Here is a 12,756-nt window from a genome sequence, read left to right as displayed (position 1 = left end):
ATCATTTTGATGCAAGCATCTCAAATCATTAACGGAAGCTCGCTCGACTTGCATGTATTAGGCACGCCGCCAGCGTTCGTCCTGAGCCAGGATCAAACTCTCATTTTAAAATGAGAACTTTACTAGCTCTTATTTGTTGTTTCTTTTTTTTGCGAATTGACATCGCACATGTTTTTTAATTCCAAATTTAATTGAAATTTCCTTACACTTTATTGATCGAAATCTTGTTCAGTTTTCAAAGATCTACTCAGTTTCAAAAGTGATTAACTCGCTTTTGACAACTATTTAAATATATCACGATTATAGCAAGCATGCAAGTTATTTTTAAAATTTATTTTTTAATTTCAAATCACTGCCTCGCCTGCAATAAATAATATACTCTGAATTAAGTTTTATGTCAATAAAAAAAGAGATATTAAATATCTCTTTTTTTATTCATTTGGTCTCATCGTTGGAAATAATAGAACATCACGAATTGATGGAGCATCAGTTAACAACATAACTAATCGATCAATTCCTATTCCAAGCCCACCTGTTGGAGGCATTCCATATTCTAAAGCTTCGATATAATCTTCATCAATACCTTCAGCTTCATCATTACCTGCTTCTCTTTCAGCAACCTGCGCTTCAAATCTTTCTCTTTGATCAATAGGATCATTCAATTCAGAAAACGCGTTTGCATACTCATTTCCTAAAATAAACAATTCAAATCTATCAGTAAATCTTTCATCTTCAACATTTTTCTTTGCTAGAGGTGAAATTTCAATTGGATGTCCATAGATAAATGTTGGTTGTTCTAATTTATCTTCAACAAATTTTTCAAAGAAAGCATTAATAATGTGTCCAACTTTCCAATATTCTTCGTATGGAACATCATGTTCATCTGCTAATTTTCTAGCATCTTCAATTGACATTTCTTTCCAGAAATCAACACCTGTGTATTCTTTAATTGCATCTACCATGTGAATACGATTAAATTTATTATTTAAATTAACCTCTGTTCCTTGGTAACTAACAATTCCATCATCATTAACTGCTTTAGCAGCTGCTCTAAAAATGCCTTCTGTTTCATCCATAACATCTTTAAAGTCAAAGTATTCTGCATAACTTTCAAGCATTGTAAATTCAGGATTATGATCTTTATCCATTCCTTCATTTCTAAATACTCTTCCAATTTCGTATACTCGACCCATTCCACCAACAATTAATCGTTTAAGATGTAATTCCAATGCAATTCTTAAATATAAATCAATATCTAAAGCATTGTGATGAGTAATAAATGGACGTGCAGATGCACCACCAGCTTGAGTATGCAGTACAGGAGTTTCAACTTCAGTATAATCCATTTCATTGTCTAAGAAACTTCTAATTGCTTTAACAATTTTGCTTCTCTTTTGAAAACGATCAAAACTATCACGATTAGCAATTAAATCTAAATATCTTTGACGATAAATTGATTCTTTGTCTTGTAATCCATGATATTTATCAGGTAATGGTCTTAAAGCTTTAGATAACATTTTAACTGAAGTAGCACGAATTGTAAGTTCACCCATATCAGTTTTAATGATATCACCAGTAAAGCCAATAAAATCACCTAAGTCGGCACGTTTAAAGATATGATATACATCTTCTCCAACAACATCTTTTCGTACATAAACTTGAATTTTACCAGTTCTGTCTAAAATATCAGCAAATCCAACTTTACCTTTACCACGTTTTGCAATCATTCGACCTGCAATAACTGCCTCTTTACCTTTATTATCTAATTCTTCTTTTGATAAATTTTCGAATTGATCATCTAAATCTTTAGCCAAATATGTTGGTTGGTAAGCACTTCCAAAGGGATCAATACCTTCTTCTCTTAACTCATCCATTTTTTGGCGTCTCATTTTTAATTGGTCATTCATCTTTTTTTCTTCTGCCAATTTACTTAACCCCCAAATTATTATCTGATTAAATCATAACATAATGCCTTTTATGATTACATATGAACCTTTAATTATCTTTATCTTGCTAATCTTTTATTATTTTTCTCAATAAAATCATCTAAAATCTGATCCATTTCTTCTTCAGTTTCGGCACTTGTAACTGCGACTTTAGTTCTAGCAGCATGAGAAATACCTTTCAAATAATAAGCAGCATGTCCTCTGAATTCTCTTGGACCAACTACTTCACCTTTTAATTCAACCAAATTATGCAAATGTTCTTTTGCCATTTTTATTTTATCTTCAGCTGATGGCTCTTCAAGTAATTCACCAGTCTCTAAATAATGGTTAGTTTGTTTAAGAAACCATGGATTCCCTTCAACAGCTCTTCCAACCATTACAGCAGTACAACCTACTTCTTCTAACATATATTTAGCTTGCTCTGGAGTTCTAACATCCCCATTTCCAATAAATGGAATTGTTAATGCACTAGCAACTTTTTTCAAGATATCCCAATCAGCTTCACCAGTGTATTGTTGTTCTCTAGTTCTTCCGTGCATTGCCACAGCTGATGCACCTGCTTTTTCAGCAGCCAATGCATTTTCAACTGCAAAAATATGATCTTTATCCCAACCGATTCTCATTTTAACTGTTACTGGTTTTTCAACAGCATCAGTTACTGCCTTTACCATTTCATAGACTTTGTTTGGATCTAATAACCACTTAGCACCAGCATCAGTTTTAACAACTTTATTTACTGGACATCCCATATTAATATCAATAATATCTGCATTAGTTTTTTGATCAATAAATTTAGCAGCATTAACTAAAGATTCTTTTTCTCCACCAAAAATTTGAATACTCATCGGATGTTCATTAGGTAAAACATTTAACATATTTAAAGTTTTTTTATTGTTATACATAATTCCACGATCAGAAATCATTTCACATACAACTAATCCAGCACCAAAATTTTTACAAATAATTCTAAAAGCTGAATTAGTAACACCAGCCATTGGAGCAACAACTAATTGATTATCTATTTCAACATTCCCTATTTTCCACTTCATTCATTCTCACCTCTTAAAACATTTAAATCAGCGAACAATATAATATCACATTTTTAATTATTTTTTTGCTCTAAAATATTTTTTAATTCATCTTCAGAAAATTCATATTTGCTACCACAAAAATTACATACAACCTCAGCCCCATGATCTTCATCAATCATTGCTTGAAGTTCATCATTTGAAACACCTGAAATTGAATTAGCGAATTTTTCTTTTGAACATTCACACTTAAATTGAACTGGTAAATGGTCCAATATTTTTAATTCGTTTTCATCAAATAAATAATTTAGAATATGTTCTGGATTAGGATCTTCTTCTAACATTGTTGTAATCGTTGGAGCATTAGTAATTTTATTTTCTAATTTATCAATTACATCATCATCAGCACCTGGCATTACTTGAATTAAATATCCACCTGCTGCCAAAATATTATTTTGTCCATCAATATCAACAGTTACTCCGACTGCTGAAGGAATTTGTTCTGATTTAGCTAAATAATAAGTGAAATCATCCCCAATTTCACCTGTTTGTAATTCAACATTACTTCGATATGGTTCATCTCCACCAGAATTCTTCATAACCTCTAAAAATCCATTAGTTCCAACTCCAGCTGCAACATCAATTTTTTTATCAGCAATTAAAGGTAAATTAACCTTTGGATTAGCAGCATAACCTTTTACATTTCCATTAGCATCTGCATCCATAACAATCATCCCTACTGGTCCTTTACCATCAATTCTAACTGTCATTGATTCTCGACCACTTAAAACTGAATTTGCCAATAAAAGAGTTGCAATTGCAGTTCGTCCTAATGCAGCTGAAGTTGTACTCCAGTTATCATTAATTTTCTGCATTTCAGAAACCAGATTAGTTCCATTAATTGCATAAACTCTAAAATTATTATCTTTACTGATAGATTTTACTAATACGTCTTTAAATTCCATAAAAATACCTCTCATACTATAAAAAAACGCGAGACAATGCTCACGTTTTTTCATTAATCTTCTTTAGTTTCTTCAGTTATATCTTTTGCATTACCATCACTAGAATGTGGAGTCATTGTTCCATTTTCATATAATGATAAAATTTGTTTTTCATCAAGTGTTTCATATTCAAGCAATGCATCCGCAATTAACTTATGTTTATCTCTATTTTCATCGATAATTGTTTTTGCAGTTTGATGTGCTTCATCGATTAAACGTTTCATTTCTTGATCAATTAAAGTAGCAGTTTGATCTGAATAACGCTTTGGACTATATGGATCTTGTTCTGAGCTTTCTAATTGAACTGTTCCTAATTTATCACTCATACCATATTGAGTTACCATAGCTCTAGCCAAATTAGTTGCTTGTTCAAAGTCATTTGATGCTCCAGAAGAAAGCGAATTAAAGACAACTTCTTCAGCTGTTCTTCCACCCATTAATCCTGCTAATTGTTCCATTGCATTTTTCTTAGACATTAATTGTTGGTCTTCTCTTGGAAGCATAATTGCATATCCTCCAGCACGACCACGAGGTACAATTGTTACCTTATGAACAACTCTTGCGTCATTCAATACTAATCCTACAATTGTATGTCCCGCTTCATGATTAGCAACTGTCTTTCTTTCTTGTTCACTAATTACACGATTTCGTTTAGCTGGTCCAGCAATTACTCGATCTTCTGCCTCATCCATATCAATTGCTTTAATTGTTTTATCTTTTCTTCTTGCAGCAAGAAGAGCAGCTTCATTTAATAAGTTAGCTAAATCCGCACCAACAAAACCTGGAGTTTGTTTAGCGATTTCTTTAAGATCAACATCATCACCTAATGGTTTTGATTTTGCGTGAACTTTAAGAATATCTTCACGTCCTTTAACATCAGGAGCTCCAACTAAAATTTTACGATCAAAACGACCAGGTCTAGTTAAAGCTGGATCTAACACATCGGAACGGTTAGTAGCTGCCATTACAATAACACCAGAATTACCAGAGAAACCATCCATTTCAACAAGTAATTGGTTCAATGTTTGTTCACGTTCATCATGTCCTCCGCCAGTACCATTCCCACGACGGCGACCTACAGCATCAATTTCATCAATAAAGATAATTGCTGGTGCGTCTTTTTGAGCTTGTGAGAATAAATCTCTTACTCTACTTGCACCAACACCTACAAACATTTCAACGAAATCAGATCCAGAAATTGAGTAGAATGGAACACCTGCTTCACCTGCAACTGCTTTAGCTAGTAAAGTCTTACCAGTTCCTGGAGGTCCTTCTAATAGAACACCTTTTGGAATATTCGCTCCTAGTGAAGTGAATTTCTTCGGATCTTTTAAGAAGTCAACTACTTCAACTAATTCTTCTTTTTCTTCATCTTCACCAGCAACATCTGCAAATCTAACATCACTTTTTACTGGTTTAGCTTTAGATTTTCCAGCTTTCATAACTCCGCCGGCTCCACCGCCACCTTGACCAGATTGACTCATCATCATATAGAATAAATAGAAAATGAATATTAATGGTAGAACTGAAACTAATAAGTTAACCCAAAAACCATTTGATTCTTTTTGTTTAGCATTCATTTTTACATTATTAGCTTGTGCTAATTTTGTAACTTCACTAACAGATGAATTATTTTGTAATAAAGTTGTTGAGAACTTAGTTACCTTTTTCTTTTCAGCACTTTTTTCAATTACTTTATTCACAAAATTACTTTTACCTTTACTTGGTTTAACACTTTGAGGAGTTGAATATTCTCCAGAAATTTTATAAACACCAGCAGTTGGTTGAAGAGTAAAATTCTTAATCTTCTTACCCTTTAAATTTTTTACAAATTCACTAGATTGAATTTGTTGTACTTGATTATTGTTGGTACCCCTACCTTCAAGGGTATAAATTCCTCCAATTAATACAAGGAAAATGATTATCCAAAATAAACTACTTTTGAAAAATCCGTTTTTATTATTTTTCATGGAGTCCTCCTAATTTTTAATAATTACGCTCTACATGATATCACTTTTATATCAATGACACTAACTATTTATCTGAATACAATTCAGAGTTTAATGCACCTACATATGGCAAATTACGATACTTACCCATAAAATCTAGTCCATATCCAACTAAAAATTCATTAGGTACATCAAGTCCAACATAATCAGCTTTTACATCAACTAATCTTGCTTCTGGCTTATCCATCAATGTACATACCTTAACTGATTTTGCATTACGACTAATTAAAACATCTTTCAAATATTTTAAAGTTCTTCCAGTATCAATAATATCTTCAATAAATATCACATTTCTACCAGAAACATCTGACTGAATATCTTGCACTAATTTCATCTCTCCAGAAGAAGTAGTTCCTCCGTTATAACTTGAAACATCAATAAAATCAATATCCAAATATAAATCAATGTACCTTGTAATATCAGTCATGAAATAAATAGCACCTTTTAAAACTCCGATTACCAAAGGCTTTTCATTTTGATAATCTTTCGTAATTTGTGCTCCTAATCTTTTACATGCTTGATCAATTTCATCCTTACTATAAAGAACTTTGAGTATATCGTTATCCATCATATTATCCTTTCAGATTTATCGAATTAATAAAATATAGTAATCACCAAACAAATTATGTAATGGTTGCTTAGCTTTTAAATTAAAAAAATATAAAACATCATTTTTACTATCTACTAATGCTGTTATTTTATTTCTAACTTCACTTTTTACCTTTTTATTAATCAAAATTCTTTTTAACTTCTGATGTCCACCATTTGATAATTGAATTGTATCATTTGGTAAACCTTTTCTAATAAATAAAGGCAATGTCAAATCAGTTTTACTAATTTTAATTTGTTGACAGTCTTCATTTATTGGTAACTGATTTGGTTCAAAAACACCAAATGATTGACCCTCATCAGTAGTCATCCAATGATTTAATACTACCATACTATTCTTTTGAATTTGACCTTTTTTTTCAGTAAAAATATTATTTTTAAAAGCAAAAAACTCATAACTTTTTTCAAAATAAAATCCATTACCTAAATTTATTAATCCCTGTGGTTTCAAATTATTATTTAATAACTTTATCACTTCATTTATTTGATTGACAACTAAATTTTTACTAAAAGAAAACTCTTTAAAAAAACTTTTTAAAAGTTCTTTTTGAATCAGTTCATCTTGTTTTAAAAGTTTATTCAAATCTCCCGTCAAGCAACTATCGTTTTGCTTGATTTTAATTTTTTCAATCAGTGGTTTTAATAAGTTCCTTTTTAACAGATTCATTTCTTGAACTTGGTTACTGATATTTGCAAAATGATCCACTACTTTAGAATTTTCCAATTCAAATTCTTTCATATAATTATTTCTTATGCGATTTCTAAAAAAATCGTTCTCATAATTAGATTCGTCTTCAAACCATATCAATTGATTCTTTTTTGCATAATTTCTAAGAGATTGCTTTCTAAAATTTAAAAAAGGTCTAAATATTTTTTTGGTTTTAAATTGTCTAATTTGCTCAATTGCTTTTAATTCTTCTAAGTTACCACTTCTAATAGCTTTCATCAAAAATGTTTCTGCTTGATCATCTTTATGATGAGCAGTTAATAATAAATCAATTTGATTTTCTAAAAGAACATCAGCAAAAAAATTATAACGAATATTTCTTGCAGCTTCCTCAATCCCTGTATCTGGATGAAATTGTTTTGGCCAATCTTTAATATACAAATTAAGATTCTTTTTTTTACAATATTCAATAATAAATTCTTTTTCTTTTTCACTCTGTTCTCTCAAATGATGATTTACATATGCAATCGATACATCAAAATTATAATTTGATTTCAAAAATATATCTAACATAACCATTGAATCAACACCAGTTGATACAGCTAATAAAATTTTTTGTTTGGGTTTTACATCTTTAGTCTTACTTAATAATAATTCAACATTTTTAAATAAATCCATTACTATCACCATTTAAATTTGTATATAAAAAAAGCCAAAGATTAATTGGCTTTTAACTACGTCGTCCGCCGCGTCCACCGCGTTTCCCCTCGGTATTTTTTTTAATTGTTGAAAGTCTTGATTCACTTTCTTTTAAGAAACTTGATAATAAATCATCAAAATTTTCTTCTTCAGTTTTTTTATTTTTGGGAGCTTGCTTTTTAGGCTTAAAATTAGACTTTTTTGTGTCAGAATGTTCTTTGTTAGCTTTTTTTATTGATAAAGCCATTTTACCGTCATCACCAATTTTAGTAACTAAAACTGTAACTTCATCTTTTACTTTTAAAATATCATTAATATCTTTAACGTAATCATTTGAAACTTCACTAATATGAACTAATCCGGTTTGATGATTACCCAAATCTACAAAAGCTCCAAATTTAGTAATTCCTGAAACTCTACCAGTTAATTTATCTCCAACTGAAATTGCCATAAAAAAGTTCTTCCTCCTAATTTTTAAGTAATATAATTATACCATAATTACTTATTTGTTAACCGATGATAATTTTATTCATCAAAAGCTGAGTCTTTTGGAAAACTATAAACTGTTTCACCTTTTTTTGAATAATAATATCTTGATCTAATTAATTTTTCTAAATAATTTTTATCATTTAATTGTGTTTTCTTTAATCTTAATTTTTTATTTTCTTTTTTTTGTTTATTTAATTTTTGAGTTTGAATTGCTATTTGTTGGTTAGTTTTATGAAGCTGTATTTTATTATTAATAATTTGAAATCCAAGTAATAAAATAAAAAATAGAAGTACAACTAAAATCACAGCAGCTCTTCTTTTTCTAGTAACTGATAATTTATTGTTCTTTTTATTTTGTTGATGCTTCATACTTCGAACATTATTTGATTTTTTTCTCATAAACAAATACCACCTAGTTCAATTCACTTGTTTCTTGATTAAAATCACGTTCATAAGTTTCACTAATTATTTTAAACATTCTATCGGTATCTGCTTTTTTTGTACTTTCTAGAAGTGCAGTTACCTTAACAACTAAAGTTTTATTTCCAAATTTAATTGTTAATTCATCCCCAACTCCAACTTTAGTTGATGATTTAGCTTCTTTACAATTAACTAAAATACGTCCTTGATCTGATATATCTTTCGCTACAGATCTTCTTTTTATAATTCTCGAAATTTTTAAAAATTTATCTAATCTCATTATTTATCTCCTACAAATATTTAAACTTATCATATCATTTTATAAAACAAAAAAATAATTATTCATAGCGACTTTCTAAATCTTGTCTCATATCATCTAAAAATTGAATAAATTTTAATAATTCATTTAACCAATCTTGTTCCGTCATGGTTGGTTGAATAACTAATTTAATTTTTATCTTATCATCAATCTCTTTGATAGTTGATCTAAATTTAGTTTGTGAGATTATTTGAACTAATTTTTTAGTATCATTAGCCAATAATGATTTTTTATTAAATTCAATTACCAAATTATTTTTATCTTTCTTGATTAAATTAATCATTAATACATCAGCAAACATTTTTATTGTTGAAATAGTTAATAAATTTTGTACTGGTTCACTAAAATCACCAAAACGATCAATTAAATCATCTTCAATAGTTCTAATTTGATTTTCATCGTCTACTTGTCTTAAACGTTTATAAATTTCAATTTTTTGTTTTGAATCGTCAATGTAATCATTTGGTAAATAAGCTTCAATATCTAATTCAATCTTAGAATCAACTTTACGTTGTCTTTTCTTACCTTGCTTTTCTTTAACTGCATCAGTCAACATTGCTGTATATAAATCATATCCAACTGAATCGATAAATCCATGTTGCTGTTTACCTAACAAATTCCCTGCTCCACGAATTGATAAGTCTCGCATAGCAATTTTAAATCCTGAACCTAATTCGGTAAAATCTTTAATTGCTTCTAATCGACTTTCACTAACTTCAGTTAAAACTTTATTTGGCTTATACATAAAATATGCTTGTCCAATTCGATTACTTCGTCCAATTCGACCACGAATTTGATACAACTGAGATAATCCCATTTGATCCGCGTTTTCTACAAACAAAGTATTTGCATTAGGAATATCAACTCCCGTTTCAATAATCGTTGTTGTCACTAATACATCATATTCATGATTAATAAATTCATATAAAATATTTTCCATTTGAGTTTCCGTCATTTGACCATGAATGTATGAAATATTAGCATCGGGATTTAATCTTTGTAAATTATTAACCACTTTTTCAATGTCATCAACCCGATTATGCAAATAAAATACTTGACCATTTCTTTGCATTTCACGTCTAATTCCCTCGCTAATTGTAGCCTCATTTTGTTCCATTACATATGTTTGAATTGGAAAACGATTAGCTGGTGGTGTTTCGATAACTGACAAATCACGAACACCCATCATCGACATATTCAAAGTTCTTGGAATTGGAGTAGCAGTTAACGTCAATACGTCAACATTTGCTCTTAATTCCTTAATTCTTTCCTTATGTTTAACTCCAAATCTTTGTTCTTCATCAACAATCAACAAACCTAAATCATTAAATTTAACATCTTTTGATAATAATCGATGAGTCCCAACTAAAATATCTACTTTGCCTTCTTTTAAATCATCAATTACTTGATTAGATTCTTTCTTAGTATTAAATCGAGAAATAACCGAGACATTAATTGGATAACCTTCATATCGATTTAGCATTGTTTCATAATGTTGTTGTGCTAAAACCGTAGTTGGAACTAATAAGGCAACCTGCTTTCCACCTTCAACTGCTTTAAATGCAGCTCTTAAAGCTACTTCAGTCTTTCCGTACCCTACATCTCCAACTAAAAGTCGATCCATTGGATTAGGTTTCTCCATATCATCTTTGATTTCTTGAATACTTTTTAATTGATCTGGAGTCTCATTATATGGAAAGTCATTTTCGAATTGAATTTGCATGTCATCATCTACTGGAAATGCAAATCCTTTTTGTGCCTCTCTCTTTGCATATAAATCAATTAAATCATCTGCAATATCTTCAATTTTTGATGATACTTTACTTTTTGTTTTAGCCCATTCACTTCCACCTAGTTTATTTATTTTAGGTATTTTATTATCTCCTGCAACATACTTTTGAATTAAATTAAGTTGCGTAACCGGAATAAAAATTTGTGCACCATCTTTATATGTAATTGTCATATAATCTTGATGCTTCTGATCCACTTCCATTGTCTTCATGCCTTCATATCGACCAATTCCATGATTAACATGAACAACATAATCACCTGGTTTTAAATCAGTATAACTTTTAATTTTTTCAGCATTACTAAAATTTTGATGTTTTACACGATTTTTCTTTTTTGCATTAACTTTTTGAAACATTTCTGTTTCGGTAATTAAAGCTATATCTGCAGCCGGTATTTCAAATCCACCATCAATATCTGCAATTAAAATCTGAACTTGATGATCAATAATTTCGTTTTTATTTGTTACTGATAAACTAATTTCAAAATCATCAAAAATTTGTTTAACTTTATTTAATCTTTCTTGATCACTAACTGTAATTAATACTGTTCTTTTTTCTTTTTGATATCTGTCAATTTCTGTTTTAAGTAATGGCATTTGTCCAAAAAACTGCTGCATTGGTTTAGCAACAACATCAACTACAGAATCAATCTTCATTCGACCTAAACCTTTTTTAAAGAGCGAAAACATTAAAATAGGTTGCTGAATTTGCTTAAAAATATCTTTAAATTCTAGTGTAAATGTTTGATCAGAAAATACTTCTTGATTAATTAAAATTGATTCTTTCCAATTAAATTCACTTTCTGTCAATTCTTTATCATTATCTTTAACTTTCCCAAACTCATCAAAAACAACTAATCTATCATCATCTAAATAATCAACTAAAGAATAATTACCATCAAAAATATACTGACTATATTCAATCCATTTTGAATCAAAAACACCTGATTTTAAGCTTTCAATGATTGTTTCAATCTGATTTTTAAGTTTATCTTTTTGTTCATCATCTTCAAGTTTTTTTAATTCTTTAGTTAATTTATTTGATAAATTATCAACAGCTTGATTTAATTCATTTGCTGTAGGTAAAAAATCATTAGCAGGTAAAATCTCAACTTCATCTATATTTTCCATACTTCTTTGAGTATCAACTTCAAAATATCGAATTGAATCAATTTCTGTATCAAACAAATCAATTCTAATTGGATTTTCATGATTTAATGCATAAATATCAAGAATTGATCCTCTGACTGAAAATTCACCTGGTGCTGAAACCATTTTTACTCTTTGATAAGACATTTCTTGTAATTGTTTAATTAAATCTTGCAATTCATATTCATTTGAAAAATTAATATTTAATTTTTTTTGATTGAAATCTTTTGGATTTGGTAATCTTCTTTTTAATCCTGAAACTGAAGTTACAATAATATTATTTTCCCCATTTTGAAGTGCATCTAAGGATTTTACTCGCTGTGCTCTAAATTCAGGCGAACTTGTAGCTATTTCAGCTGCCATTAATTCTTCTGCCGGAAATAAAAAAGTATCATAACCATCAGATAATTTTTGAAAATCTTGAGTTAACTTTTCAGCTCGATATAAAGTGTCAGTTACAACTAAAATATTTTTATTTTCATTTTTTTTAATTGTATCCATCAAAAAAAGCTTGGATGATTCATTCATCCCAGTAATTAATTGATGTTTATTTTGCTCAATTTGTTTTTTTATTTCAGTATATTTAGGTAATTTAAGTAGTAGATCGGATTGTTCCATCATTACCCTC

General features: G+C 29.4%; 10 protein-coding genes and 1 rRNA gene. All 11 read right to left on the bottom strand.

What is annotated here, in order from left to right:
* Positions 1-108, bottom strand: a 16S ribosomal RNA gene (locus GSH19_RS07005); the annotation flags it as partial.
* A 323-nt stretch (positions 109-431) separates the two neighbouring features.
* Positions 432-1,907, bottom strand: a complete 1,476-nt coding sequence (gene lysS, locus GSH19_RS07000; protein ID WP_237027392.1) for a lysine--tRNA ligase — start codon at positions 1,905-1,907, stop codon at positions 432-434.
* A gap of 98 nt (positions 1,908-2,005) precedes the next feature.
* Positions 2,006-2,995, bottom strand: coding sequence for a tRNA dihydrouridine synthase DusB (gene dusB, locus GSH19_RS06995; RefSeq protein WP_237027388.1), 990 nt, complete (start codon positions 2,993-2,995; stop codon positions 2,006-2,008).
* Between the two features lie 53 nt (positions 2,996-3,048).
* Complete coding sequence (gene hslO / locus GSH19_RS06990) at positions 3,049-3,939, bottom strand: Hsp33 family molecular chaperone HslO (protein ID WP_237027387.1); 891 nt, start codon at positions 3,937-3,939, stop codon at positions 3,049-3,051.
* A gap of 53 nt (positions 3,940-3,992) precedes the next feature.
* Positions 3,993-5,948, bottom strand: a complete 1,956-nt coding sequence (gene ftsH, locus GSH19_RS06985) for an ATP-dependent zinc metalloprotease FtsH (protein WP_237027386.1) — start codon at positions 5,946-5,948, stop codon at positions 3,993-3,995.
* Between the two features lie 64 nt (positions 5,949-6,012).
* A complete protein-coding gene (hpt, locus tag GSH19_RS06980; protein ID WP_237027385.1) occupies positions 6,013-6,555 on the bottom strand; it encodes a hypoxanthine phosphoribosyltransferase in 543 nt (180 codons plus the stop codon).
* Positions 6,556-6,573: 18 nt separating this feature from the next.
* The gene (gene tilS / locus GSH19_RS06975; protein ID WP_237027384.1) at positions 6,574-7,941 is read right to left on the bottom strand and encodes a tRNA lysidine(34) synthetase TilS; all 1,368 of its coding nucleotides are present in this window, start codon (positions 7,939-7,941) and stop codon (positions 6,574-6,576) included.
* 52 nt (positions 7,942-7,993) lie between these two features.
* Positions 7,994-8,413 (bottom strand): S1 domain-containing RNA-binding protein, encoded by a 420-nt coding sequence (locus GSH19_RS06970; protein ID WP_237027383.1) that lies wholly within the window; start codon positions 8,411-8,413, stop codon positions 7,994-7,996.
* A gap of 74 nt (positions 8,414-8,487) precedes the next feature.
* On the bottom strand, positions 8,488-8,850 hold the full coding sequence (locus GSH19_RS06965; RefSeq protein WP_237027382.1) for a septum formation initiator family protein: 363 nt from the start codon (positions 8,848-8,850) through the stop codon (positions 8,488-8,490).
* 13 nt (positions 8,851-8,863) lie between these two features.
* Positions 8,864-9,151, bottom strand: coding sequence for an RNA-binding S4 domain-containing protein (locus GSH19_RS06960; RefSeq protein ID WP_237027381.1), 288 nt, complete (start codon positions 9,149-9,151; stop codon positions 8,864-8,866).
* A gap of 58 nt (positions 9,152-9,209) precedes the next feature.
* Positions 9,210-12,746, bottom strand: coding sequence for a transcription-repair coupling factor (gene mfd / locus GSH19_RS06955; RefSeq protein ID WP_237027380.1), 3,537 nt, complete (start codon positions 12,744-12,746; stop codon positions 9,210-9,212).
* Between the last annotated feature and the right edge of the window lie 10 nt (positions 12,747-12,756).

The sequence above is a fragment of the Lactobacillus sp. S2-2 genome, from assembly GCF_021698855.1.
Lineage (GTDB): Bacteria > Bacillota > Bacilli > Lactobacillales > Lactobacillaceae > Fructilactobacillus.
This window is presented reverse-complemented; position numbering and strand designations above follow the sequence as displayed.

Excerpts from the sequence above, each read along its gene's own strand:
- lysS (WP_237027392.1), bottom strand. The coding sequence starts at position 1,907 with ATGAATGACCAATTAAAAATGAGACGCCAAAAAATGGATGAGTTAAGA.
- GSH19_RS06970 (WP_237027383.1), bottom strand. The coding sequence starts at position 8,413 with ATGGCAATTTCAGTTGGAGATAAATTAACTGGTAGAGTTTCAGGAATT.
- GSH19_RS06965 (WP_237027382.1), bottom strand. The coding sequence starts at position 8,850 with ATGAGAAAAAAATCAAATAATGTTCGAAGTATGAAGCATCAACAAAAT.
- GSH19_RS06960 (WP_237027381.1), bottom strand. The coding sequence starts at position 9,151 with ATGAGATTAGATAAATTTTTAAAAATTTCGAGAATTATAAAAAGAAGA.
- hpt (WP_237027385.1), bottom strand. The coding sequence starts at position 6,555 with ATGGATAACGATATACTCAAAGTTCTTTATAGTAAGGATGAAATTGAT.
- tilS (WP_237027384.1), bottom strand. The coding sequence starts at position 7,941 with ATGGATTTATTTAAAAATGTTGAATTATTATTAAGTAAGACTAAAGAT.
- dusB (WP_237027388.1), bottom strand. The coding sequence starts at position 2,995 with ATGAAGTGGAAAATAGGGAATGTTGAAATAGATAATCAATTAGTTGTT.
- hslO (WP_237027387.1), bottom strand. The coding sequence starts at position 3,939 with ATGGAATTTAAAGACGTATTAGTAAAATCTATCAGTAAAGATAATAAT.
- ftsH (WP_237027386.1), bottom strand. The coding sequence starts at position 5,948 with ATGAAAAATAATAAAAACGGATTTTTCAAAAGTAGTTTATTTTGGATA.
- mfd (WP_237027380.1), bottom strand. The coding sequence starts at position 12,746 with ATGGAACAATCCGATCTACTACTTAAATTACCTAAATATACTGAAATA.